Source organism: Sulfuricurvum sp. (assembly GCF_049587615.1).
Lineage (GTDB): Bacteria > Campylobacterota > Campylobacteria > Campylobacterales > Sulfurimonadaceae > Sulfuricurvum.
Genome location: NZ_JBAVEF010000050.1, coordinates 138169 through 163771 on the forward strand (window position 1 = coordinate 138169; position 25603 = coordinate 163771).

Sequence of the window (25603 nt, forward strand, 5' to 3'; positions counted from 1 at the left end):
TATAGCGAAAAAGGGTCAAAAGCTTTTTTAGGACTTAAACTGCCCCAGCTGTGCATTGAGACTGGTTGCTTCGTTGTAGAGTTCCGCTGCGATTTTGGAGATTTGTGTGATCTCTTCTTGATTGCTTTGGGAGAGGTTGGACATTTCGGAAACTTTACTGATGATCTCATTGATTTTGCGTGCCATATTTTCAGCCTCTTGGACACTTTGTTGGCTCGCATCGACGTTGGAACGCAGAGCATTTGAAGCGGCATCGATTTTGACATCGATCTCTTCGCTTCGCTCTGCGAGACGTTCAATGTTTTCACTGTTTGTACTCATCATATCGGAAGAATCAGAGATCGATTGGATGACAATGGAGATGGTTGAATTGATTTCCGTGAGGCTTTTTTGGGTTCGTTCAGCGAGTTTGCGTACCTCATCCGCAACGACGGCAAATCCGCGCCCGTGCTCTCCTGCCCGTGCCGCTTCGATAGCGGCGTTAAGAGCCAGAAGATTGGTCTGATCGGCAATATCGGAGATAATACCAAGAACGCCGCTGACACTGGCTGCATCACTGGAAAGCTGAGCGAAACGTTCCCCAAGCTCATTGCTCATTTGTGCGGTACTGTGAATTTCGCGGGTGATGACATTGGCAATTTCACGAACATGATTCAACTCTTTTTCCGTTGAACGGCTATTTTCAAGGGTGCTTTTAGCCATATTGACGCTTTGTTCCAACGATGAACCGATTTCTGCGGCAGTAGAATTGGTATTTTGGGCAATCGTATTGCTTTTTTCAGATTGTGCCGAGAGATTGCTAGCGGCACTGTTGAGCGTAGCGGTAGAGCCGACAGCTGAAGCGGTGATTTGTTTGGTGTCGTTGATTGTGCTTTGGATTTTATCGATAAATTGATTGAGGTAGTTGCTGGCAATCCCGATTTCATCTTTTTTATTCATGATAGGGAGCCGCTTGGTAAGGTCGCCGTTTCCATGCGCCAAATCAGAAGAGACATTGTCAAGTTCTTCAATCGGACGGAGGATGCTGGTTCCTGAAATATAATTGATAGCGATCAGCATAGCGGTGAGTACGGTTCCGAGAATCAAGAACCATTTAAAAAAACTCGACTGAAGTTCATCGAAATAATCGGCTTTGTTGATTCCGGGAATAACCCACATATCCCATGCGGGAATATAGCGATAGGCGGCGATTTTGTCCTGCCCTGTTGTAGCAGAGGTATATTCATAAATTCCCCCTGCTTTATCGGCTCGAATATGGTCAATGTAGTCGTGTCCCGCTTTGTTTTTCCCTTCATCTTTGGGATGGATTGTCATCACCCCTTCGGCATTGATGAAATAGACGTAACCGCTTTTGCCGACTTTGATCTCTTTGATCTCGTTTTTAAACCCCTCTTCTTCGAAGGCTTTAGGCTCTATATTGGAAATATAGTTAACATTTTTTTCCAACGCATCGGCGACCGTGTTGAGATCGCTGATCATAATCGTCTTAATCGAGCCGGTAGCGATGAAGTATGCTACAATGACACTAATGAGGATGGCGCCTACTGCCGCCAGAAGATTGACGAGAAACTTGGCTTTGATCGTGCTAAAAAGACCCATGTTTGATATCCGTTATTTGGTAAGATTGCGCCATTGTAGTTCTCTTTATCTAAAGCGAAGGTAAAATATGAGATTTTCTTATCTAGAACAAATTTCGGCGTACATGAGCCGTTTCACCCATATCGTTGCGGCATATCGGTATGATGACACCGGAATACGGCTTATTTTTGATCGTGAGAACAGTTGGAATTTTGAGATGCAGCGGGGGAACTCGACGATCAGTATCGGAGAGGCTGCCAACCGCGGTAAAGTTTATCAGGCCCCGTTTGATATTTTGTTGACCAAACGGCTGAACCGCTCCACTATCCAATCGGTCGAACTGCACAATCACGATAAAATCATCCGCATTACTGTGAATACGAGCGGCTCGTATAAATCGGAAACGACGATTTTACAGCTCGAATTTACGGGTAAACATACCAATGCCATTCTTTTAGACCAGGAGGAGGTCGTTTTAGAGGCGTTGCGCCATATCGATGAGGAGATTTCGACCCGGAGTGTGCGGGTAGGGCAAAAATTGAGTGAACTCCCAAAACCTCCTTATGAACCGCAACATTATCCTCTAAACGATGTACGGGAGTTTCTACTCGAAGAGTTCCGCCGTCGCAGCAGCGATAGGCTTGAACGGCTTAAGAGCGAGAAAAAAGCCCTTTTGCATAAGCGCTTAGCGCAGTTGCAAAAACATTTAAACGGACTCGAAGATGAATCAGCCCTGCTTGAAGAATCCCAAAAATCTCAGCATGCGGGGCATTTGATCCTGGCAAATCTGGATGTGATAAAACCGTATGAGAAAGCCGTTGCGTTGAATGATTTTGACGGAACACCGATTCGGTTGGAATTGCCTTCCGGATGTACTACCCCGGCGGGATGCGCCGAGAGTTTTTTTAAACGTTCCAAAAAAGCGAAACAAAAGGCGACCGGGCTCCATCAAGAACGGACCAATCTCGAAGCCAAAATCCGCCACAACGAACTCTTTATCCAAACGGTAGAAGAGGCTTCGACGCCCGAGGAGATCGCTTTGTTATTTCCGACTAAAACCGGGGGGTCAAAACTCAAAACCTCCGATTCGATTGCCGAATTTTGGATTGAGGGGGTAAAAGTATCTCTGGGAAAAAGTGAAAAGGGGAACATTGAGCTTTTGCGCAATGCCAAAGCGCGCGATATATGGATGCATCTGAAAGACCGCCCTTCGGCACACGTCGTGATCAGTACCGATAAACAGCAGCTTCCGGAAAGACTGCTCGAAGGGGCGGCAAAATTATGCGTCGATTTTTCAGTATTTGAAAAAGGGCGTTATTTGGTCGATTATACTCCACGAAGAGAAGTCAAGGTGCAAGAGGGGGCAAATGTCCTCTATACCAACTTTAAGACGATCAATATCCAAAAAGGATAAAGCTATGGCGCTAGGTCCCATCGGCAATACGATTTATGTCAATCAGCAAATGGCGAGTGTTGCGAGTGAGAAAAATGCGATTCTAAACCGGTTTGAACTCCAAACATTAGCCGCGGCAACGGCAGCGCAAGAGGCAAAAAAAGAGATCGAAGAGGTTCGCCCGACAGAAGAAAACCATGCCATCGATCCGGATCGCGAACATACAAAAGAACAGGCCGAGCAAGAAGAACGGCGCCCTGAAAAAGAGGGGGAAGAGGCGGAGAAAAAACCCTTAAAGCCGTTTCACCTTTTGGATGTTAAGGTCTGATATTACCGTTCATGCAATGATTCCGAAAATGTTTTCGCAATCGGTTTGATCAGGTAGTCGAGGACACTGCGCGAGCCTGTGGTAATGTCGACCTGCGTCGTCATTCCGGGGGTCATAACAATTTTTTTCCCCGCTTTTGTAATCATCTCATCAGGTTTGAGAGCAATCAAAACACGAAAATAAAATTTGTCTCCCTGCGGTGTTTTTTCGACTAGGGTATCGGGGCTGATGTACGCCACAGCACCATGAAAAATCCCATAAATAGAGTAGTCATACGCATCGAGCTTGACGGCGGCCAATTGCCCGTTTTTTACAAATGATAGATCGGAAGGGGCAAGTTTTGCTTCCACAATTAGGGTGTCATTGGAGGGGACAAGTTCCATAATGACGTCTCCGGGGCGAACGCGTGCCCCTTGTGTTGTGAGGAGGATGTTTTTGACCACCGCATCCATAGGAGCGGAAACGGTTGTTCGCTCCAGCGTTACCTCCCGATCCGCCAATTCTTGCTCTTTTGTAGAGAGTTCCTCTTCGGCTTTGGTCATCTCTGCTTGGGAATCTTGAAAATACTTATTCTTCTTATTAGAGATTTGTCCTTTGAGATCGGCGATTTGTCGTTTGAGACGGATGATTTCAGTCGCTCCGATATCCCCTGTTTCCAGGAGCGGGAGATTGAGATTGAGTTCGTCTTGGGCAAGTTTAAGCGATTCGCTCAAAGCAGAGGTTTCATCATTCAATGCCTGCTGCCGGCGATGAAAGAGTGCCGTTTGGTTTGCCACAAAATCGGGATAACGATGAACGAGAGGAGGGAACACGAGCGGATGTCCGAAAACTTCGGCTTTGAGACGCACCAGTGCCGCTTGAAGAGCGGCAACTTTTGCGATGCTGTCATCATGAGCCGCTTGCGCTTGGGATTTCTCCAATGTTGCGAGGGTTTCCCCTTTTTTGACACTCTGACCCTCTTTGACGTAAACCTCTTCGATGACTCCATCGTTTGCTGCCTGAATCTGCTGTGTTTTAGCGGCGGCAATCACTTGTCCGGGGGCATGTGAAATTTGATCCAGAGAGGTGTTGGAGGCCCAAAGTAAAAAGGGGACAATCACCAGCAGCAAAGTTCCGAAGATTACACTCAGTGGATGAAGCCTGGAAAGTAGCGGTAAATTGTTTGTGGTCACGATGCGGCTCCTTGTGATGATGGTTGTGGCGTTGAGAGTTTTTGCAGAACTGCGTCACGCGGACCATCGATGGCAATCCCCTGGGGAGTCATTACGATAAGGCGGTTCACGAGTCGAAGGAGGGCGGGCTTGTGGGTGACGAGAATGAGGGTATCGGTTGGACGGATAAGGGTCACCAAAAGTTCAATAAGCCGTTTTTCGCTCCCCTCATCCATGCTGGCCGTCGGTTCGTCCAGGAGCCAAACACTCGGTTGAGAGAGGACGAGGCGGGTGAGGGCAATGAGTTGTTTTTGTCCCCCGGATACACTCTCTCCACTCTCAGGGATAGCACTGTCAAGTCCATGCGGCAAGGCACTGACCAGCTGTATCAGCCCCGTTTTTTTACACGCGTCGGTGATTTGTTCGTCGCTGATCCCTACGATCCCCAGGGTGAGATTATCTCGAAGTGTTCCTGAAAAGAGTTTTGTCGATTGGGGAAGATAACCGATCGTTTTGGAGATCCACTCGCGGGAGAGGTGTTGTAGATCTAATCCATCGAGAAAGATTTTCCCCTCTTTAGGGGCATAGAGCCCCGCTAAGAGTTTAAGCAGTGTCGATTTCCCCGAACCGATTACCCCTAAAATTCCCACCTTGTCCCCTGCATGGATAAGTAGAGAGTTTAGGGATACGGTCGGGGTGTTTTCTTGATATTCAAATGTTATATTTTTGACAGCATAGGCTGCATTTAGGCTGCTTGGAGAGAGAGGGCGCTCAATATTATGGTTGTCGCTTCGCAGAGCAAAAATATTCTCTAAATCTTTGGCTGCGATTTTGGCTCTTCCCCACTGGACGAAAAGATTTGGGATCATAGCAATCGGGGAAAGAACCCGTCCGGAGAGGATGGTAACGGCAATCAGCCCCCCCATCGTGAGGTTGTCACTGGTACTGACAATGTACGCTCCCTGTGCTACGAGGGCAACATAACTGAGCTGTTGAAAAAATGCCGAAAGATAGCCGGAGAGTTCACTGTAATGGCGGATGGCGATGTCATCATCGATCGCCTCTTTGGTTAGGGCGTTCCATCGGTTGAGGGCACTCCATCCCGAACCGGATGCTTTGATGCTTTCCGATCCCTCGACCGTTTCAACGAGAAGCCCCAGCTTTTTATGCGATGCCATCGAAGAAGAGACGGAGAGTTGATCGATTTTATGACGAAACATACTTCCGACCAGTATCGAGACGAGCATAAAAGCAATGACGATCATCCCCATTTTGAGGCCGCCTACCAAAACAATGACCGCTAAAAACAGGAGTGAAAACGGAAAATCGATGAGGAGGTACATCGCCGCTGAAGAGATAAACGTCCGTACCGCCCCGTAACTTTGGAGCTGTCCGGAGAGGGTTCCGATACTGCGGGGCATACTGTCTAGGCGTATTTTGAGTAATCGTTGGAATATCGTATGGGAATAGGCGATATCCATGTTTTTGCTCGCGTGGTCCAAAATCAGTGAACGCGATACCTTCACCAGCATCTCTAAAAAGATAGCGACGAACACCCCGACACTGAGCGCGATTAGCGTAGAAGTTCCCTGTGTAGGGATAACGCGGTCATACACCTGCATACTGTAAAACGATGTTCCCAACGCGAGAAGGTTGATCGTAAAGGAGGCAATAGCAGCATAAATAAGAGAACTTTTTTGTTCCAGCGCTACCGTTTTGAACATCTCTTTCGCCGTAGCAAATTTTCCTGTCTGTTTCGCGGGACGCAATGCTCTAAAGAGGGTTCCGTCAGGGAATTTTTCGCGGGATTCTACAAGTCCGCCGCTCTCTGTTGTCCACTTTCCATCCGATTCATGGGCAAAAAGGATACCAACCTCTCCATCACTGGAGAGGGAGAGCATCGGAAGCATCAAAGCGGAGGGGTTCTTTTGCCAGGGGGAGATTTCGAGTCCAAAGGCGTTCAGAACATCATCACAAAACGATTTGGTAACGGAGCGTTCCTGTAAAGCCGCTTTTGTGTGCGGAGGGAGTTGACGAGCCGAAATTTTCAGCAGCAGACTCTCTTCCAAGAGCCATTGGTTTTTATTGGTGCTCATGGGCATTTCCTAGCGGTGCGATGAGCTCACCTGTTTTGAGTTTGAGACGATACGACGAAACGTAAGCCGTGGCGAGTAAATCTGCCAGGATGATTTTATTCTGAGTTACCTCTTTGGAGGAGTTGACCAGATCGAGCCATTGCCGTTTTCCCGCGAGAAAGAGACGTGAATACGACTCCATTACCTTCTGGGATGCATCGATGGAGAGGTTGGTCCCCTGCACACGATCGAGTGCGGAGCGGTGATCGTCATAATCGCGTAACAAGCTCTCTGTGAGCTCTTGTTCCAGGCTTAGTTTGGTAAAGCGAAGCTGCTGTATTTTTGCTTCAGACGCTTCGATAGAGGAGAGAGAAGAGAGCCCCGCTCCGGGATTCATCTGGACGGAGAGATAGACCGTCGATTCTTCGGTTCCAAAATCGTTATACACGGACCCTTTTTGGTATTCGGCTCTCAGGGCAACCGTTGGCCATAAAACCGATTGCTCTTTAATTTTCTCATGCTCGGCGGTTTGGATTTGGAGAACCGATTTTAAGAGAGCCGGGTGTGATGTGAGCATTTTTTGGATCATCGGTTCGACGGTTTTATCGGAGAGCTCGTCGGGGGTGGACGGGGCATCGAATGCGCATGAAATATTTGGTTGTGATGTGATGAGGCGAAGCTGTGAACAAGCCGTCTTTTCGGCGGTTTTTGCGATGGTGAGATCGGTGTTTATTTGTGCGAGACGCGATTTGATGAGTTCCCGATCGGCGGTTGATGAGACCCCCGCTTCGATACGACGATCCAGCATACTGTTAAATTCGCTCAGCTGTTCTTGCCCATCGGAAAGAGCTCTGATACGTCCGCGTGCCTGGGTAAGATTTTGGATGGTTTTCAAGAGGGATTCGATGAGCACATAGGCATTTTCATCGAGGGCAACTTCCGATTCACGCTGTTTAGAGACACTGATATCATAGGTTGCATCGATTCTCCCTCCTGCCCAGAGCGGTTGCTCCAGCCGTGCGAGGGTACTGCTGTTCTTCCCCCCTCCCAGATCGAGTGAGGGGGTAGGATAGTATCCCCACTCCGCCGCATCGACACCGCTTTTGGACGCTTGGATTTGCATCCGTGATGCTCCCAATTTCGGATGGTTTTTGAGAACGGCCCCTATCAGTGTATCAAGTGAAGAGAGATTGGTATCCTCCGGCCCAGCAGCAAAAATTGAGGCGAAAAAAAATAAACAAGTAATAAACAGTTTCAAAAAATCAACTTCCAATTAAGTTCTTTAGTGTACAAAAAAATGATTTTACAAGTATGAAGATTAAAAAATGCCAATTTAACACATTATTTGAGTGTAAATATTAAAGCCAAATGATTAGCTACCTTTTTAGCATAACATAAATAGCAACACTGTTTTTTGATGTTTAAAATTTTATATGTAAATTAAAGCAGTTTTTTTTTGTAATAATTAAATATTAAGTTGAATATGGTGATAATCGAGCACTAAGGAATTTTTATTCTAAATTAAAGGTATTTTTCAATGTTAAAAACAGCTGTAGTTGGAAAAACGGTAAATGGGACCACACAACTCACTCGCATAATGGTTTTGAGCGGGGATCGGATTGTTCTAGTCGATGCTGTAACCGGGCAGCCACCGAAAAAAGTGATCACAAAAATGGTGGATAAAGATCTCCATATTTTTGCAGAAGGCGCATCCGATCCGTCAGTCATTGTGAAAGATTACTCTTTATTTGATGGAACCGTTCCGATTTCAGGGATGGATGCGAGCGGTGCCTATGTCAACTACGGTGCGGCCGAGGCAGGTTCAATGGAACTTGGGGCTGCGAGTGCTCCTGTCGCGGCGGCGTCTGCTCCTCTCCTCTCTACCAGTGCGATGTGGGGGATAGGGATACTGGCTGTTGCGGGGGGAGTTGCCGCTGCTGCAGGTGGCGGAGGGGGAGGGGACAGCACCACACCTCCTCCCTCTTCGAGCGATACAATAGCGCCGACGGTACAAAGCATATCAATGTCCGATACCCTTCTCAACAGCGGCGAAACGGCGACGGTGACGATTGTTTTTAGTGAAGCGGTGACCAGCTTTAGCAACGCGGATGTGACAGTAGAAAACGGAACGTTGAGCCCATTGACCAGCTCGGATAATATCACCTGGACAGCTACTTTTACACCGACAGCTGCTACGAACGATACGACAAATGTTATCACCGTTGCGAACACGTATACCGATATCGCACTGAATCCTGGTACGGGACTGGTAAGCAGCAATTATACTGTGGACACTACCGTTGCCGATACCACTTCTCCTACGGCGACCATCACGATATTGGATCCAACCCTGACCGGAACCGAAACGACAACCGTCACCATTGAGTTTTCAGAAGCGGTAATAGGGTTTACCCTCGCGGATTTGAGTGCAACAAGCGGTACTCTCAGTAACTTAACCACTACCGATAATGTCACCTGGACTGCGACCCTCACGCCGCCCAATACGGAAAGTACCGGCAATGTCATTACCCTTGCCAATACTTATACGGATAATGCCGGAAATCCGGGGACGGCAGCTGTAAGCTCGACCTACAGCATCGACACCCAAGCTCCGATTCTTACCATCACGGATAATGAAGATGCCATTACCGCAAATATGGACGGAAGCAATGCCGACGGTACTCCGGATACCGACGGTGCGGATATCCTCTATACTTTTTCATTTAATGAAGCGGTTGCCGGATTTGATATCGGGGATATTTCGATCACCAACGGTACCGCGAAAACATTTACAAAAATTTCAGAATCGGAATACACCTTAGGGGTAACGCCGGATGCCGGCGTTGAAGGTATTTTGACGGTTAATGTTGCCAACACCTCATACAGTGACATCGCCGGAAATACGGCAAATCCGCTCTCCATGACCTCTTCATCCCAAGCCATCGACATGTTGGCTCCGGTTTTAAACGATACCCTGTTTGACGGCACCAATGATTGGAGTTATGATTACACCAATAAATCCATAACATTTACCCTTGATTCTCCTCTTGAAGCGGTCAATATGACCAATCCCGATAATTTTATTGTTGAACTCAATACCATACCGGTGGCTGTTACCGCAGTCGCAATGCTGGGTAATACCGTAACATTGATTATGGCGGAAACGTTTACCAGTACCGAGAGCGTTCGGGTAACGTATCAAGATGCTACGTCGGATCTCAGTGCAGCGATACAAGATTTAGCCGGAAATGATGCCACGTCGTTTACCTATTTAAAACCTGATGTTACCCCACCGACAGTTTTGGACATCCATTTTAACAATTCAGCATTAAAAATCGGAGAGAGTACCCTTGTCACGATGACGTTTTCCGAAGAGATTTCCGATCTGTTGGTGAGTTTTGAAAACGGAACGCTCAGTGCACTGGCACCCAATGCGGACAATGCGGCTATCTGGACAGCGACGTTTACCCCAACAGCGGATATTGAAGACCTCGCGAGTGTATTTACAGTCGTCAGCTATCACGACTTAAACGAACTTGCCAATACGGGCACAACAGACTACGTATATATGGTTGACACCCACTCTCCGGGAGTTTCGATTAGCGATGACGAGTTTGGAATAGGCAACATTGCAGGGGGGACGATAACGTATACCTTTACCTTTACCGAACCGGTGTACGGTTTTACGGTGGGGGATGTGAAGGTGACAGGGGGTCAAAAAGCGACATCGTTTGCCAGCGGGGTTGACGGTGATTCGGTGTATACCCTCGTTGTAACGCCGAATGTAGGATTTGAAGGGGACATAAAGGTTGATGTGGCGGGGGCAACAGTCACCGACTTGTTTAACAATCCCAATACGGCAGCGGAACAATCGGTTCAAACGGTAGATATGAAAGCCCTGGCAAAACCCTCTTTCGCACTTACGACAGATAGCGGCGTTGACGGAAGCGACGGTATTACGAATGTCGGAAGCGTGACCGTAACGGCGGATGCGGCTGCAGCAAGCTGGGAATACAGTGTAGACGGCGGTACGACATGGATATCCGGAAACGGAACGACCTTTAATCTCAGCAGCAATACAACCTATGGACAGGGTGATATTGTCGTGCATCAGATCGATGACGCCGGAAACATCAGCCTTGAAGCCTCTAATTCTAATACGATTACCGTCGATAAATCCGGTCCGCTCTTCGTCTCGATGGACGCAACGGATTCTGCGAACGGCGTTATCACCATTACGATGTCGGAGCTTCTTGATAGTACCTCGATAGCCAGAGAAAACTTTATTATCACGATCAACGGTGTTGTGCAAACGGTGATGGTGGGTGAGGTCGTTCAACCTATCGGAGGGGCATCGATTAGCGGAACCGATATTATCTTAAATGGCCTCACGTTTAGTGCTACCGACAGTATTAAAGTCTCGTATACAGATCTATCGAGCACAGATACGTTTCCCGCACTGAAAGATATAGCGGGGAATAATGCGGTAGGTTTCACACAGATCGTATCGACGCCGGGGGCACCTACAGCCGTTATCACGATGTCCGATACGGCGTTGAAGGTAGGGGAAACGGCGACAGTCACCATTACTTTTTCTGAAGCGGTAAGCGGTTTCAATAACAGTGATATGACGGTGGAGGGGGGGACGCTCAGCCCGTTGACTTCATCAGATAACATTATCTGGACGGCGACCTTTACTCCGAATACCAATCTGGAGAGTACCGGGAATGTTATCTCCCTCTCCGGCGCGTATACCGATCTTGAGAGTAATGCCGGTTCCTCGGCTACGATTACGTATGATATCGATACCCTCGCGCCGGCCATTACGATTAGCGACGATGAATCAGCTGCAACAGCAAACATCGCCGGAGGGACGATAACCTATACCTTTACGTTCAGTGAAGCGGTTAGCGGATTTAGTGTAGCCGATATTGTGGTAAGCGGAGGGACAAAAGCAGGATCGTTTGCCAGCGGTGTTGATGGCGATTCGGTTTATACTTTAGTAGTGACCCCGACGGCAGGATTTGAGGGGAATGTAACGGTTGATGTTTCTGCCGCTAAAGCAGTTGATGTATCGGGCAACGCCAACACGGCTGCACTGCAATCCGTACAAGCGGTCGATATGAAAGCCCCAACCCTCGCTATTACCGATGATGAATCGGCCACAACGGCAAACATCGCGGGGGGAAGTATCATCTATACCTTTACGTTCAGCGAAAATGTAGCGGGATTCAGCGCCGATGATATTGTGGTCACAAACGGAACAAAAGGGGCATTTAGCGGAAGCGGCTCATCTTACACCTTGGTGGTAACACCGACAACCGGATTGGTGGGAGATGTGAGTGTGAGCGTTCCGGCTGTAAATCAAGTGGATGGGGCAGGAAACACGGGCACCTTGGTTACGGTGACGCAAACGGTCGACATGAGTGCTCCAGCGGCACCGACGCTCGCACTTGCAACGGACAGCGGCATTGATGGAAACGATAACATTACCAATGTATCCACGGTGAATGTAGGCGGTTTGGAACCGTTAGCAACGTGGGAATACAGTCTAAATGGCGGAAGTACTTGGACGGCGGGAAGCGGTACGACGTTCACCCTTGCCAATAATACCGTGTATGCGATCAATGCGATTCAGGTCCGCCAAACCGATGCGGCGGGGAATATAAGTACGATCGGGAGCAATGCCGAAGCGATTACGATCGATACGAAAGCTCCTGTTTTGACCATTACCGACAATGAGCCGAATGTCACCGCGAACATGGACGGAAGCAATGCCGATGGAACGACAGATGCCGATGGGGGAGAGATCCTTTATACCTTTACCTTCGATGAAGCGGTTTTGGATTTTGATTTCTCCGATATCGCTTTGGACCACGGAGCGTATGGAACCTTCACCAAAGTTTCCGACACTGTCTATACCTTGGGCGTGACGCCGGAAGCCGGATGGGAAGGGGATATGACGATCGGTGTTTTAGCCAATTCGTACAGTGATAATGCAGGAAATACGGACAGTCCATTATCGATGACCTCTTCGATTCAAAAAGTCGATATGTTGGCACCGGAGTTTGTGAGTGCTGTATCGGATGCAAGTTTAGATACAATTGTATTTACCTTCGACTCGTTATTGGATAGCGTTAATAAGCCGGATGTCGATGCATTTTATGTCGAAATCGCCGGTGTTGGAGTCACTGTAGATAATTATCTCTCTGTCGGCATAAGCGGTAGTACGGTGACCTTATTTATCAAAGACGGTTTTATGGATGCAGGCGAAAGCGTACGGGTTGTTTATAACGATAATACAACCGATGTGGTCAATGCTATCCAAGATTTAGCGGGTAATGATAATACTTCATTTCAATATATTGGAACAGCAGTTCTTTAATCATTTTTGCAAATTCCAGATAAAGGGTAGGCTCTTCCCTTTCTCCTTTTTGGGGAGATACTCCCCCTTCTCATCACATATCCATAAATAAAATGTTATAATCGCGTAATTTTAAAACCACTGGTTAACCAAACGATGCAAACTGCAAAAAATTCAATCCGAGAACGTATTGTTACGGCCCTCTTTCTCATCATCGGCGTCTTGATCGTCGGACTTATCAATAACTTCTGGCTCATGTGGGCGGTGATGGGAGTGGTGTATCTTTTGGCATTTCACGAAGCGACCCGTTTGTTTGGGATAAACAATAATTCGTTGTATGCCTATGCTGCGATTTTGTGGCTTGCGGCAGCGCTCTATCCGTACGGTGAAGATTTGTTTGTTATTGCAGGGCTTATTTTTGCGGCGGCGGTAGCGTATACCCAAAATATTTCGCCCAAAAATTTTCTCCCTTTTATCTATCCTACCGCCGGGATGCTCTTTTTGCTCAGTATGTACCAAGAATACGGGATCGAGTCTCTGCTATGGCTGCTTGTTGTAGTCGCGTCTGCCGATGTGGGTGCATATGTCGTGGGGCGTAGTATCGGAAAAACGCCGTTTAGCGTTTCCAGCCCGAGCAAAACCCGCGAAGGGGTGTATGGCGGCATTGCAGTGGCTACCGGTGCCGGGTTTTTTATCGGTGTCACCATTGTGGATATTCCTCAAGCGATTATCATCTCTATGGCAGCGGCAATCGGTGCGGTGTTTGGTGATCTGTTTGAGAGCTACCTTAAGCGTCAAGCCGGGGTAAAAGACAGCGGTTCGATTCTTCCGGGTCACGGCGGTATATTGGACCGCATTGATGGTTATTTGTTTGCATCGGTTGTTATGCTGGTTCTTCTGCGGGGTCTTGTTTGATTCTACTGGGCTCCACCGGTTCAATCGGTGTCAATGCTCTAAAAATTGCGGAACAGTTCCATTTAAACGTCGACACTTTGGTAGCCGGACGCAATATTGACCTCCTGAATGGACAAATTAAACGTCATAACCCTCAACGGGTTGTCGTCATGCGTGATGAAGACCGAATCTTTGTCGATCATCATGACGTCCGCTCCGGCGAAGCTGAAATTTTGAGAGCTATTGAGGAATCCGATTCCAATCATGTTATTAACGCTTTGGTCGGTTTTGTCGGATTCCGTCCTACCCTTAAAGCGCTGGAGTGCGGTAAAAAAGTAGCCCTTGCCAATAAAGAATCTTTGGTAGTCGGCGGTGCATTCGTCGATACATCGCATATTGTCCCGATCGATTCGGAACATTTCGGTCTATGGTATCTGAATCAAACACCACGTCCTGTGAGTCGGATGGTCATTACTGCTAGCGGAGGAGCATTCCGTGATTGGCCGTTGGAACAATTATCCACAGCAACCCTCGCCGATGCTCTCAAACATCCCAATTGGTCAATGGGGCAGAAAATCACCATTGACAGCGCATCGATGGTCAACAAACTTTTTGAACTCTTAGAAGCGCGATGGCTTTTTGGTGAAGGGGAATACGATGCCCTGATCGAAACAAAATCACTGATCCATGCTCTTATCGATTATAAGGACGGTTCAACGACAGCCCATTTCGCCCATGCGGATATGCGCCTCCCGATCGCCTATGCGCTGATGGGAAGGGTGGATACCCCCATTGTGGATCGAATCGATTTGACCCGTGTCGGGGGGCTTGAATTCCGCCCGATTGAAACGATGCGCTATCCGATTTGGGAAATCAAGGATGAGTTACTCCGCAGCCCTGCACGAGGGGTTATTGTCAATGCAGCGAATGAAGCGGCAATCGAGCGTTTTATCGCGGGAGATATCCGTTTCATCGATATTTCCATGCTGATACTTCGTGCATATGACCATTTTAGCGGAGTGCCGGAATCGATAGAAGCCGTTTTTGCTGTGGATGAAGAGGTACGCCGCTATGTACGAGGGTTCGTATGCTGAAAGTATTGATGTTACATGGCTGGGGGGGAAGTGATGATCCCCATTGGCAGGCATGGCTATCAAGCGAAATAGCTAAAAATTACGGTACCGTCAGTTTCCCTCTTTTAGATAACCCTCACTTCCCGAGCAAAAATCGGTGGATGAAACAGGTAAAAGCGATTTTGAGCGATTTCCGTCCCGATGTGGTTATCTGTCATTCGCTTGCCAATATCCTCTGGTTTCATTTATGTAACGAAGGAGAGATCGCATCGGTTAAACGTCTCCTTTTGGTTGCACCGCCGAGCTTGAATTGTGAGCTGGAAACCTTAAAAACCTTTTTTCCTCTCGAAGCGCCAAAATCCCTTTTTGCGGAAGAGGTATTGTTGGTTACGTCCGATAATGACCCGTATATGACATCAGAAGAGGCGTTAAAGCTTCAGAATGCGCTTGGTGTAGAGATGAAGGTTATCCAAGAAGGCGGACACATAAACACCGCTTCAGGCTTCGGTGAATGGCCTTGGGTCAAAGAGTGGGTATTGCAATGAAGGTTGAAATTATGAGAAGCACGGCTTGCTGTGCGTGGGCACTCTGCCGAGGAGAACTCAGCGTTAGCGTAGACAATCGGGGCTTCGCTCCGATGGCGTATAAAACGCGAAGGATCATGCAATGATCTTGAGCATAGAAAGCAGCTGTGATGACAGTTCAATCGCTATCACCGAAATCGCAACGAAAAAACTTATCTATCATAAAAAGATTTCTCAAGAGTTAGAACACTCCGTCTATGGTGGTGTTGTCCCCGAGCTTGCCAGTCGTCTTCATGCCGAAGCATTGCCGCGGATTTTAGGGGAGTGTGAACCGTGGTTTTCTCAGTTAAAAGCGATTGCCGTGACCAATGAACCGGGATTGGGGGTAACCCTGATCGAGGGTGTCGTGATGGCCAAAGCGCTCAGTATCTCTTTGGGTATTCCCGTTATCCCGATCAATCATCTCAAAGGGCATATCTATTCGCTCTTTATAGAACAAGAAGCCCTTTTGCCGTTAACGGTGTTGTTGGTGTCCGGGGGACATACGCAGCTGATTGAAGTCAAATCGTACAGTGACATGAAAACCGTTGCGACGACGATGGATGACAGTTATGGTGAGAGTTTTGATAAAGTGGCAAAAATGATGGGGCTAGGCTATCCGGGAGGACCGCTCATCGAGAATATGGCGCAAGAAGGCGATCCGGGCCGATTCGCTTTTACGGTTCCTCTGTGGCAGTCCCCCTTAATCGCTTTCAGTTATTCGGGATTGAAAAATCAGGTACGTCTGGCAGTTGAAGCAAATAGTGTTTCGGTGTATCCGGATATCGCCGCGGCTTTTCAAAAAACGGCAACGGAACACGTGATCCAAAAGCTTAAAAAGTATTTTAAATCTACTTCGCCAAAACGTTTTGCCATCGTCGGCGGTGCGAGTGCAAATCTCTATCTTCGAGAAAGTGTTACGAAAATACTCGCCCCGTATAAAGCAGAATTGTTGTTGTCGGAGTTAAAATTTTGTTCCGATAATGCCGCTATGATAGGGCGTGCCGCACTCGAAGCGTATAAACTCGGAGAGGCGAAATCGTATGAAAGTATCCCTATCAACCCCCGTTGTAAACTGTGAAAAAGCTTAATCCAAAACACCTCTTTCATAATTCAGAGTCGAATTATCCGATTTAAAATATACTTCTCCCATCAAACAAAACAAACTAAAATAAGGAGCCAAAATGGCAACTACAAAATTCAAAGGTACAGACGTAGAACTTCTCGGAAACCAAGTTAATGTTGGCGATAAAGCACCGGAAGTAACCGTTGTTAATTCAGCTGGTTTGGGTGACGTAGTAGTAGGTGGAGCTCAGGGTGTTAAACAACTTATCATCGTTGTTCCTTCATTGGATACAGGCGTATGTGCTGCTGAAACTCGTAACTTCAATGCTAAAGCTGCTGGAATGGAAGGGGTTAAACCGACTATCGTATCTTTGGACTTGCCGTTTGCTGCTGGCCGTTTTTGCCAAGCTGAAGGTATCGATAACTTGACAGTATGTTCTGACTTCCGTAACAAAGATTTCGCAAACGCGTACGGTGTATTGCTTGGTGGTTCAGTTCTTGCTGGTGTAACATGCCGCGCAATTTTCGCAGTAAACGAAGAAGGGATCGTAACATACAAAGAGATCGTTCCTGAAATTACAGAAGAGCCAAACTACGAAGCTGCATTGGCTGCCGTAAAATAATCTCTCTTTCCTCTCCTCAGAGAGGGGAAAAATTTCTTTCACATGTCACTCTACTTACACGTAATACTGATTAATCCACCTGTTTTATTTAAAGCATACCCATAGCGACCGTCCAGTGTAATCGTTGCGCGGGCAAATTTACCATGATTTTCCAAAGATACATGGAGATAGGGAGCAGAACCGAGATTTTTTCGTATGGATTTAAAAACTGCCTCACGTTTGAAATCCAAAATAATCCGATTCGGATCACTCAATGTAAAATGGCGCACCAGCGGATCGCCTGTTTTAATACTCAGCCGTTTCCCTTCGGCACTGAAGTGTATAAATCCAAAATCGGCACCGGAATGGTTAGTGTTTCCGGCAAATTTTTCAGGGGTGCTTCCTTTGGACTGTGATAGTGTAATCGGACGGTGCCAATCGATAGTTTGATCAATATCGACTTTTCGGCTTTCGATACTTCCATCAAGATTCTGAATCGTAAATGTGACCTCTTTTAAAATGCGGGCCTGATCGGGAAGGGGATAGCTGATACTGCTCATTTTCGGCTTGGTGTCCGGAATATTGGACGTCACTTTTTGAGATTTGTACGGATCAGCAGCAAAGAAAGGGTTTTCACGAGCAAGTAAGGGGGTAAGGAGTACAAGTGAGAGGAAGAGCGAGCGTTTCATGAATCTCCCATCATTACTGTGAATCAGCATCAAGCTCTTTTAGCTCAAAGTACTGCTTTTGCAAAGCGGCATTTTCAGTTTTAAGCCGCTCAATATCTTCGATAAGATAATTTTGGTGTTCTTCCAAATCAAGGAGAACACTCAGTGAGTTGTTCCCGAAAAAGATGAATCCCATATAAATACCGACGACGAGGACAATGCCTGAGGCAAGGAAAAATTTCTGCGTTGAGAGACCGAAATAACGTTCACTTAAGCTCTCTTTTTCCTCCCCGAGCAGTTGTTGATCATCGTATTGCATTAGTTAAAGAGAGCACTCCCTAGGTATTCGCCGTACATTACTTCGGTTTCAATTTCGAGAAGGCGGTTGTATTTAGCGGTACGCTCACCTCGTGCAGTTGATCCGGTTTTGATCTCCCCGCAGTTAAGTGCTACGGCGAAATCGGCGATGAATGCATCTTCGCTCTCACCCGAACGGTGAGACATAACGCATTTGTATCCGTTACGCTGTGCTAAACGGACAGTCAACATCGTTTCCGATACCGATCCGATTTGATTCGGTTTGATCAAAATCGCATTCGCAATCCCTTTTTCGATCCCTTCTGCTAAGATATTGGCATTGGTGACGAACAAATCATCTCCGACCAGTTGAACTTTGGAACCCAAACGTTCCGTAAGAACTTTCCATCCGGCCCAGTCGTCTTCACTCAAACCGTCTTCGATTGAAACGATAGGGTATTTAGCACAAAGATCAGCATAATAATCGACCAATTGTTCAGAGGTAACGGTTCTGTTTTCGGAATCGAGACGATAGCCTCCTTCAGTAACGAGTTCAGATGCCGCAACATCAAGGGCAATGGCGATTTGTTCACCTGCTTTGTATCCCGCAGCGGCGATCGCTTCCATGATCACCTGGATCGGTTCTTCGTTTGAACTCAAATCCGGTGCAAATCCACCCTCATCTCCCAGTGCCGTATTGGCACCACGCTCTTTAAGAATTTTTTTGAGGTTATGATACACCTCTGCCGATGCGCGGAGCCCATCTGAAAAATCGTTAAATCCAACCGGCATAATCATGTATTCTTGGAAATCGACGCTGTTGTCAGCATGGCTTCCGCCGTTGATGATGTTGAGCATCGGAACCGGAAGGACCATCGCGTTGGCCCCGCCGAGGTATCGATACAAAGGAATGCCGAGACTTTTTGACGCGGCACGTGCCACCGCCATGGATACACCGAGAACGGCATTTGCACCAAGGTTGCCGTAATTTTCGGTACCGTCAAGCTCTTTCATCACTGCATCCACCATTGCCTGGTTAAACGGACTAAGGCCCATGATCGCATCGGAAATTTGAGAGTTCACATTCTCAACGGCTTTAAGAACACCTTTACCCATATAACGGGCATCGCCATCACGCAATTCTAACGCTTCACGTTTACCGGTACTGGCCCCACTCGGAACGATTGCACTTTCGCGTGTTCCATCGCTCAACTGCACTGTTGCTTTTACGGTAGGATTCCCGCGAGAATCCATTACTTCGATTGCACTTACTTCATCAATAAAAATCATTCATCTACCTCACTCATTTCAGATTCATCCATCGCTATGATGCCGGAGACACCCATGGCGGATTTAATTTTTTCTTCGACTTTACGAGCCAATTCCGGCTCGTCTTTGAATTTTTGCTTGACGTTTTCACGCCCTTGTCCCAGTTTTGTATCCTCGAAACTGAACCATGCACCACTTTTATCGATAATATCGAGTTTGACACCGTAATCGACAAGTTCTCCCTCTTTGGAGATCCCTTCGCCAAACATGATATCAAATTCTGCTTGACGAAACGGCGGTGCCACTTTATTTTTAATGACTTTTGCTTTAACGCGGTTACCGATTTGGCTCTCACCTTGCTTAAGGGTAGCAATTTTACGAACATCGATACGGACGGATGCGTAGAATTTTAACGCATTTCCTCCGGTTGTTGTTTCGGGTGAACCGTATCCCATCGTTCCGATTTTCATACGGATTTGATTGATAAAGATGATCGTACAGTTCATTTTGTGCATGATACCGGTCAGTTTACGCAATGCCTTCGACATAAGCCGTGCTTGAACTCCCACTTGTTGGTCGTTCATCTCCCCTTCGATCTCCACTTTTGGAGTCAATGCCGCAACGGAGTCGATAACGATCAAATCAACCGCCCCGCTTCGTACGATGGTTTCAACGATGTCCAGTGCTTGTTCACCGTAATCGGGTTGAGAAACAAGGAGATTTTCGACATCAACGCCGAGGTTTTTAGCGTATCCGATATCGAGTGCGTGTTCCGCATCAATAAAAGCACAAATCCCGCCATTTTTTTGACATTCTGCCGTAATTTGGAGACTGAGTGTCGTTTTCCCTGAACTCTCCGGTCCATAGATTTCGATAACGCGGCCTTCGGGTACACCGCCGATTCCAAGGGCTAAATCCAGTCCGATCGATCCGGTGCTGATAGCGTTGATCGGCTCTATTTCTTTGTCACCCAAACGCATCAACGTCCCTTTTCCGAACGTTTTATCGATTTGCTTCATCGCGAGTTCAAGCGATTTGAGTTTATTTGGATCCATCATGCGGTGCTCTCCTGAGACTAAAGTGTTTTAAAATTGCGTCATAATATGACAAAATGAAATATATTTTAAAAATATGACAAAATGAAATATTAATAATTCGCATTCTGGAATAGAGATATTTTAGCGTTATTTGGTTAAAATTTAATTGATTTGTCATGAATAACTGACCTTGCACACCATAATTCTCCCGTATCCTAAAGATGCGGGTAACTTTAGGGGGTTGTAGGGACATTTTTGTCCCTGCCATTTTATGGGCTATGACCAGAAAGTGCGTAACATCAGATTAGAAATAGGATTTTTAGTGAAAAATATGGTGATAGCCCACTCTCCCGATGCCGATGACATTTTTATGTATTATGCGATCAAATTCGGATGGGTGGGGCAAAATAATATTCAGTTTGACAATATTGCATTGGATATTGAAACTCTTAACACCGAAGCGCTAAAAGGGACGTACGATATCACTGCCATCAGCTTCGGACTTTATCCCCATATCCGGAACGATTATGCATTGCTTCGAACCGCTGTGAGTTTCGGACAAGGGTATGGTCCTAAATTGATACGGAAAAAAGAAACGGTTCTCAAAAAAAGGTTTAAAGTTGCCCTGAGCGGCAAATTTACCACCAACGCCCTCCTTTTTCGGATTGCTTATCCAGAGGCAAAAATTGTTTACATGAATTTCCTAGAGATTGAACAAGCGGTATTGGATTGCGTAGTGGATGCAGGGGTGTTGATCCATGAATCTATTTTGGGATATGATGAATCGCTTGAGGTTGAACGTGAGCTGTGGGATGTATGGTGTGAACTCTCAGGAGGGGACCTTCCGCTCCCGCTTGGGGGGATGGCGATTCGCCGCTCTTTGCCCCTGACGTCAGCCATTATGTATGAAAATCTATTGACCAAAGCGGTACAGATTGCGCGAGATCACAAAGAGAATCTCTCTAAAATGTTGATGGAGCGCAATCTTGTCCGTATCGATGCGCCGACGTTGGAGAAATATCTCGAACTGTATGCCAACGATGAATCTATTACCCTTAGTGAAACCCAGTATAGAGCAATTGATCTCCTTTTTGATTTAGGGTACAAACACGGTTTTTTTGACACAAAGATCGATCCGAGAGACTTTATGATCCCTTTGGAATACAACGAATTGAGGTATAGTTAAAATGAGTGCGGTTTACTGCACATGGGCTCTCTGCCGAAGAGAACACAGCGTTAGAGAAGTCATCGGGACCCGTTCCGATGGCGTAAGGAAATCATTATGATGCAGTCGGAATTGATCGGGCTTGGGATCGAAACGTTTAAAATCGCGTTGATTCTTGCTCTTCCGGCATTATTGGTCGGGATGTTTTTGGGACTTGCGGTGAGTATTTTTCAGGCAACGACGCAAATTAATGAGATGACCCTTAGCTTCATCCCGAAAATCATCGGTATTATTGTTGTTATTATCCTCACCATGCCATGGATGATGAATGAGATGCAAGATTTTACGGTCCGTATATTTAATATGATTCCGACGTTTGCTCAGTAACGTTTGATACGCCATCGGAACTTATCCTGAGACAGTTACGCTTACTCTGCGTTCTGCCTGCAAGGGGCACCATGCCGGCTTTCGCGGGAATGACGAAAGACAATTCATTTTTTTAGCATCTATAAACACACAAGTGCGTAAGGTCACTCATGAAGACAAAAACAATCGATTTTTCTAAATTCAGTTCCATTCGGATCGGTCCGGTTGTCGAGGTTGCCTTGATCGAAAACAATAGTGTCCCCGAAGGACATTTTATCGTCGGTTCCGCCAATAACGTCCTCGTCTCCCCTACACCGCCGCCGCTCATGATCCTTTCCAAAGAGTACGATTTTATCACTCTTGAAAGCGACGGTCTTCATATCGGTGCGGCCACTCCGGGAGGGAGGGTTGTCTCCTTTTGTAAAAAACATGACATTGCCAACTTCGAGTATCTTTCCAAGCTCCCCGGAACGGTTGGGGGTATGCTCAAGATGAATGCAGGTCTTAAGGAATATGAGATATTCAACCATCTGATCGCTATTCGTACCCAAAGCGGCTGGAAACAAAAAAGCGAGATCGAATACGGTTATCGCAAAACGTCGATTAATGAAGTGGTATTTGAAGCGGTTTTTGAAGTGCAAAAAGGGTATTGCGTAGAACGATATGAGATGTTCAATCAGATGCGTTCCAATCAGCCCAATGATCCCAGTGCAGGGAGCTGTTTCAAGAACCCGCCGGGTGATTATGCAGGGCGGCTTATCGAAGCGGTAGGATTAAAAGGTAAGCGGGTGGGTGCGATGGCATTTAGCGAAGTACATGCCAATTTTCTCGTCAATACCGGCGGCGGAACGTATGCGGATGCATTGAGCCTTATACATGAAGCACAAACACGGGTAAAAAAAGAGTTTAATATCGATTTACAGTGTGAAGTTGTCATTATTGATCAAGACATTATGACGAAAAAATAATCGTTTCTATTGACTTTAGTCGTCATTGTTGGTTAAAATGACGATGAAACTGAAAATTGAAAAGGATTTAAACATACAATGACTGTTAGTTATATCCGTCCCGATAAAGATTTCGATGGTGTGTATGAACAGCTTAAATTAATCAACGGTTATGCTGATCAAAAAGGGATTGCAATTCACGAAGAGCTGGTGGATCAAACGTCTCAAAATAAACGGTTGCTAGATCGTCATGAAGTGGTTCGGTTTTTTCGTTCACTGGATGGGGATACGTTGATCATTTATGACACATGGACCTTAAGCAGTTATATCGAGGATGTCGTTCAAATGTTTAGCTGCCTCCTTAAAAATAACAATACGATCCATTTTGTCAAACCGGGCGTGATAATCGACCGTAAAAGTGATACAATGGTTGTTTTAGGTCTTATCGATCAGCTCCGTCAGGTACTCCAAGATGATGCTAAAAAAGGGATCGGACGTCCGCGCGGTTCTAAATCCTCATCCAAATTCGATATTCACTTGGAACACATTATCGATTTATTGAAGAAAAGAAAAAGTGTAAGTGAAATTGCACGGGTCCTAGGGGTGAGTCGAAGCTCGCTCAAAGACTATATAGAATCGCGTGAGCTTAAAGAGGTGGTTAGCGGCGTAATCGGTATCGGAGATGATGCAGATGCGGAAGCAACAGTGATTGGGACCATTCGATGTCCGATTGATGAATCAAAGATGAGGGAGAATATATGAGTAATGAAGCAACCCCGAAGGGGAAAGAGTATTTGTCAGGGTGGACCCCTTGGCGGATTAAACGGTATTGGTTTTATGGGCTGATAACTATTTTATCGTTGGTGATCCCGTGGATTACCATTGATGGGAATCACCTCTTCTTGCTCAGTTTTGATAAACTGAAACTTCATCTGATGTTTATTCAGTTTGATATGCAAGAGCTTTATTTGATGCCGTTTTTGCTGATGATCCTTTTCATAGGTATCTTTGGTATCACCGTATTGGGCGGACGGGTTTTTTGCGGATGGATGTGTCCTCAAACTATCTTCCGTGTCGTTTACCGTGATTTAATCGAAACGAAACTTTTAGGGATGCGTAAGCGGATCAAAAATAAACAAGAAGAGCCCGATTATTCAAAGTTTGAAAACAAGGTTAAACGTCTTGTGGCGATTTTACTATGGACAGGATTATCCTTTATCGCGGCGGCTGATTTGATGTGGTATTTTGTACCGCCGGAAGATTTCTTGGCCTATATTCAAAATCCGATGGAACATACGGTCCTGGTAGGGACGATTTTAGGGACCGTACTGTTTTTGGTCTATGACGTTATTTTCTTGAAAGAGAACTTTTGTGTTTATGTTTGTCCTTATTCACGCATTCAATCGGTTTTGTATGATGATGATACCGTTATGGCGATTTATAATCCAAATCGCGGCGGAGATATTTATGATGAACATAAATCAAAAATGTTTACGAAACAAAAAGATCTCCTTGCCGTGAATAGTCATGCGGAGTGTACGACATGTGAGAGTTGTGTGACGGTGTGTCCGACCCATATTGATATCCGTAAAGGATTGCAGTTGGAGTGTATCAACTGTCTCGAATGCGTCGATGCGTGTACGGAAGTGATGGGAAAACTCGGTAAACCGAGTCTTGTAGAGTGGTCAAGTGAAAAAGAGACGCTGTTTATGAAAGGCAAAACCCATTATCTTCGTCCAAAAATTTTGGGCTATATCGCCATCTTGATTATTGTCAGTGTTATTTTAGGGATGATGGGAAGCAAAAAAGAGTACATGCTCCTCAATATCAACAAAGAAAACCGTTTGTATTCGATTCATACCAATGACGAAGGGAAGGTGCAAGTAGATAACGCTTATACTTTTTTATTGCAAAATACGTTAAATGAAGATCATGAATATTATTTTGACATTGTTGCACCGGCAGGAATGGAAGGAAAAATCAAAATCGCTCAACCGGAAAAACCGTTTAAAGTAAAACCGGGGGTCGTTAAGAAAAAAGTAGTTGTCCTTTATACCGATGAGGTACTGGTCAACGATGAGCGGAAAGATACCGTTATCCCCATTACCATCAATGCGTATGCCGTTGATGCAAAAGAGAAAGTGGCGGTTTCACGCCAATCAACTTTTACCTTCCCTCGCGCGGATCAGCTTAAATAAACGCAATCGGAATTCGTTCCGATTGCCTTATCCTTATTTTTCTGCCGCTTCTTCTTTTCCAAACGTTTTTTCCAAACCGATGATAAGCTCTTGTTTCTCTGCAGCGCTGAGTTTAGCCTCAGGATGAGGAATAGTATAGAACCACATCGGCATTTCACCCTCACGCACCTCTTTAGCGGCATCTTCACCCTCATTTTTCTTTTGGGAACCCCATGCTGAGACATTAAAATGTTCTCGTCCCTCTTCGATGTCATGGGCTACGAGCCATGATACTGGCGCAATGCGGCTGTACCACGGGTACTTGGTTTCATTGGAGTGGCAATCTGCACAGGCTCGATTGAAGAGTGCTTGTGTACGGGGTGAATCCCATTGCGGCTCACTTGCAACCGGAGGATTGGTATGCTCTTTTCCGTAAGGGATAAATTGAATAGCGATGGCAGCGACGGCTAAAGCTCCAGCAATTTTGAGTTTCATGATGAATCCTTTAAATTAAAAGAATATCATAATGTAAAAATAGATTAAAAAGATTAACAGGGTGAGGGTGATGGATATCCGCCGAAGCGGAGAGAA

General features: G+C 46.3%; 22 protein-coding genes. 13 read left to right on the plus strand and 9 right to left on the minus strand.

Going from position 1 to position 25603, the window contains the following annotated elements; translation table 11 throughout:
* Positions 1-27: 27 nt before the first annotated feature.
* A complete protein-coding gene (locus WB308_RS09230; protein ID WP_424190963.1) occupies positions 28-1599 on the minus strand; it encodes a methyl-accepting chemotaxis protein in 1572 nt (523 codons plus the stop codon).
* Between the two features lie 67 nt (positions 1600-1666).
* Between WB308_RS09230 and WB308_RS09235 the strand changes: the two genes are divergently transcribed.
* Together WB308_RS09235 and WB308_RS09240 are read left to right on the plus strand one after the other, a co-directional pair.
* A complete protein-coding gene (locus WB308_RS09235; protein WP_424190964.1) occupies positions 1667-2992 on the plus strand; it encodes an NFACT family protein in 1326 nt (441 codons plus the stop codon).
* Positions 2993-2996: 4 nt separating this feature from the next.
* Positions 2997-3299 (plus strand): hypothetical protein, encoded by a 303-nt coding sequence (locus WB308_RS09240; protein WP_424190965.1) that lies wholly within the window; start codon positions 2997-2999, stop codon positions 3297-3299.
* Positions 3300-3301: 2 nt separating this feature from the next.
* Here WB308_RS09240 and WB308_RS09245 read toward each other — a convergent pair whose 3' ends face one another.
* Genes WB308_RS09245 through WB308_RS09255 form a run of 3 tightly spaced genes read right to left on the minus strand, consistent with a single transcriptional unit; the run spans position 3302 to position 7798 of the window.
* The gene (locus WB308_RS09245; protein WP_424190966.1) at positions 3302-4471 is read right to left on the minus strand and encodes an HlyD family efflux transporter periplasmic adaptor subunit; all 1170 of its coding nucleotides are present in this window, start codon (positions 4469-4471) and stop codon (positions 3302-3304) included.
* Positions 4468-6546, minus strand: a complete 2079-nt coding sequence (locus WB308_RS09250) for an ATP-binding cassette domain-containing protein (protein WP_424190967.1) — start codon at positions 6544-6546, stop codon at positions 4468-4470. Before WB308_RS09250 ends, WB308_RS09245 begins: the two co-directional genes overlap by 4 nt.
* Complete coding sequence (locus tag WB308_RS09255; protein ID WP_424190968.1) at positions 6533-7798, minus strand: TolC family protein; 1266 nt, start codon at positions 7796-7798, stop codon at positions 6533-6535. The genes WB308_RS09250 and WB308_RS09255 overlap by 14 nt, the downstream gene beginning before the upstream one ends.
* Positions 7799-8062: 264 nt before the next feature.
* Here WB308_RS09255 and WB308_RS09260 point away from each other — a divergent pair, with 264 nt between their 5' ends.
* The 6 genes from WB308_RS09260 to tpx all read left to right on the plus strand — a co-directional run bounded on the left by WB308_RS09260 (position 8063) and on the right by tpx (position 17107).
* Positions 8063-12910 carry an Ig-like domain-containing protein gene (locus WB308_RS09260; RefSeq protein WP_424190969.1) on the plus strand — a complete coding sequence of 1616 codons (4848 nt, stop codon included), beginning with the start codon at positions 8063-8065 and terminating at the stop codon, positions 12908-12910.
* Between the two features lie 135 nt (positions 12911-13045).
* Entirely contained in the window at positions 13046-13804 is a 759-nt protein-coding gene (locus WB308_RS09265) for a phosphatidate cytidylyltransferase (RefSeq protein WP_424190970.1), read from the plus strand.
* Complete coding sequence (gene dxr / locus WB308_RS09270) at positions 13801-14877, plus strand: 1-deoxy-D-xylulose-5-phosphate reductoisomerase (protein WP_424190971.1); 1077 nt, start codon at positions 13801-13803, stop codon at positions 14875-14877. Before WB308_RS09265 ends, dxr begins: the two co-directional genes overlap by 4 nt.
* Entirely contained in the window at positions 14871-15401 is a 531-nt protein-coding gene (locus WB308_RS09275) for an RBBP9/YdeN family alpha/beta hydrolase (RefSeq protein WP_424190972.1), read from the plus strand. The genes dxr and WB308_RS09275 overlap by 7 nt, the downstream gene beginning before the upstream one ends.
* Positions 15402-15522: 121 nt before the next feature.
* Positions 15523-16500 carry a tRNA (adenosine(37)-N6)-threonylcarbamoyltransferase complex transferase subunit TsaD gene (gene tsaD, locus WB308_RS09280; RefSeq protein ID WP_424190973.1) on the plus strand — a complete coding sequence of 326 codons (978 nt, stop codon included), beginning with the start codon at positions 15523-15525 and terminating at the stop codon, positions 16498-16500.
* Positions 16501-16603: 103 nt separating this feature from the next.
* Complete coding sequence (gene tpx / locus WB308_RS09285) at positions 16604-17107, plus strand: thiol peroxidase (RefSeq protein ID WP_424190974.1); 504 nt, start codon at positions 16604-16606, stop codon at positions 17105-17107.
* 50 nt (positions 17108-17157) lie between these two features.
* Here the strand turns inward: tpx and WB308_RS09290 are convergent, their stop codons facing one another.
* The 4 genes from WB308_RS09290 to recA are packed head-to-tail and all read right to left on the minus strand — an operon-like array spanning position 17158 to position 20375.
* Positions 17158-17775, minus strand: a complete 618-nt coding sequence (locus WB308_RS09290) for an AMIN domain-containing protein (RefSeq protein ID WP_424190975.1) — start codon at positions 17773-17775, stop codon at positions 17158-17160.
* Between the two features lie 13 nt (positions 17776-17788).
* Positions 17789-18073, minus strand: a complete 285-nt coding sequence (locus tag WB308_RS09295) for a hypothetical protein (RefSeq protein ID WP_424190976.1) — start codon at positions 18071-18073, stop codon at positions 17789-17791.
* Positions 18073-19341: a phosphopyruvate hydratase gene (gene eno, locus WB308_RS09300; RefSeq protein WP_424190977.1), complete on the minus strand. Its 1269-nt coding sequence runs from the start codon at positions 19339-19341 to the stop codon at positions 18073-18075. The genes WB308_RS09295 and eno overlap by 1 nt, the downstream gene beginning before the upstream one ends.
* Positions 19338-20375 carry a recombinase RecA gene (gene recA / locus WB308_RS09305; RefSeq protein ID WP_424191022.1) on the minus strand — a complete coding sequence of 346 codons (1038 nt, stop codon included), beginning with the start codon at positions 20373-20375 and terminating at the stop codon, positions 19338-19340. Before recA ends, eno begins: the two co-directional genes overlap by 4 nt.
* 313 nt (positions 20376-20688) lie before the next feature.
* Here recA and WB308_RS09310 point away from each other — a divergent pair, with 313 nt between their 5' ends.
* The 5 genes from WB308_RS09310 (at position 20689) to ccoG (ending at position 25033) form a co-directional block, all read left to right on the plus strand.
* Positions 20689-21543 carry a menaquinone biosynthesis family protein gene (locus tag WB308_RS09310; protein WP_424191023.1) on the plus strand — a complete coding sequence of 285 codons (855 nt, stop codon included), beginning with the start codon at positions 20689-20691 and terminating at the stop codon, positions 21541-21543.
* Between the two features lie 99 nt (positions 21544-21642).
* The gene (gene fliQ / locus WB308_RS09315; protein ID WP_424191024.1) at positions 21643-21909 is read left to right on the plus strand and encodes a flagellar biosynthesis protein FliQ; all 267 of its coding nucleotides are present in this window, start codon (positions 21643-21645) and stop codon (positions 21907-21909) included.
* 149 nt (positions 21910-22058) lie between these two features.
* On the plus strand, positions 22059-22856 hold the full coding sequence (locus WB308_RS09320; RefSeq protein WP_424190978.1) for a UDP-N-acetylmuramate dehydrogenase: 798 nt from the start codon (positions 22059-22061) through the stop codon (positions 22854-22856).
* Between the two features lie 78 nt (positions 22857-22934).
* Positions 22935-23597 carry a hypothetical protein gene (locus WB308_RS09325; protein ID WP_424190979.1) on the plus strand — a complete coding sequence of 221 codons (663 nt, stop codon included), beginning with the start codon at positions 22935-22937 and terminating at the stop codon, positions 23595-23597.
* Positions 23594-25033, plus strand: coding sequence for a cytochrome c oxidase accessory protein CcoG (ccoG, locus tag WB308_RS09330; RefSeq protein ID WP_424190980.1), 1440 nt, complete (start codon positions 23594-23596; stop codon positions 25031-25033). Before WB308_RS09325 ends, ccoG begins: the two co-directional genes overlap by 4 nt.
* A 33-nt stretch (positions 25034-25066) precedes the next feature.
* On the opposite strand, the gene WB308_RS09335 is transcribed toward ccoG, so the two are convergent.
* On the minus strand, positions 25067-25507 hold the full coding sequence (locus WB308_RS09335; protein ID WP_424190981.1) for a heme-binding domain-containing protein: 441 nt from the start codon (positions 25505-25507) through the stop codon (positions 25067-25069).
* Positions 25508-25603 lie beyond the last annotated feature (96 nt).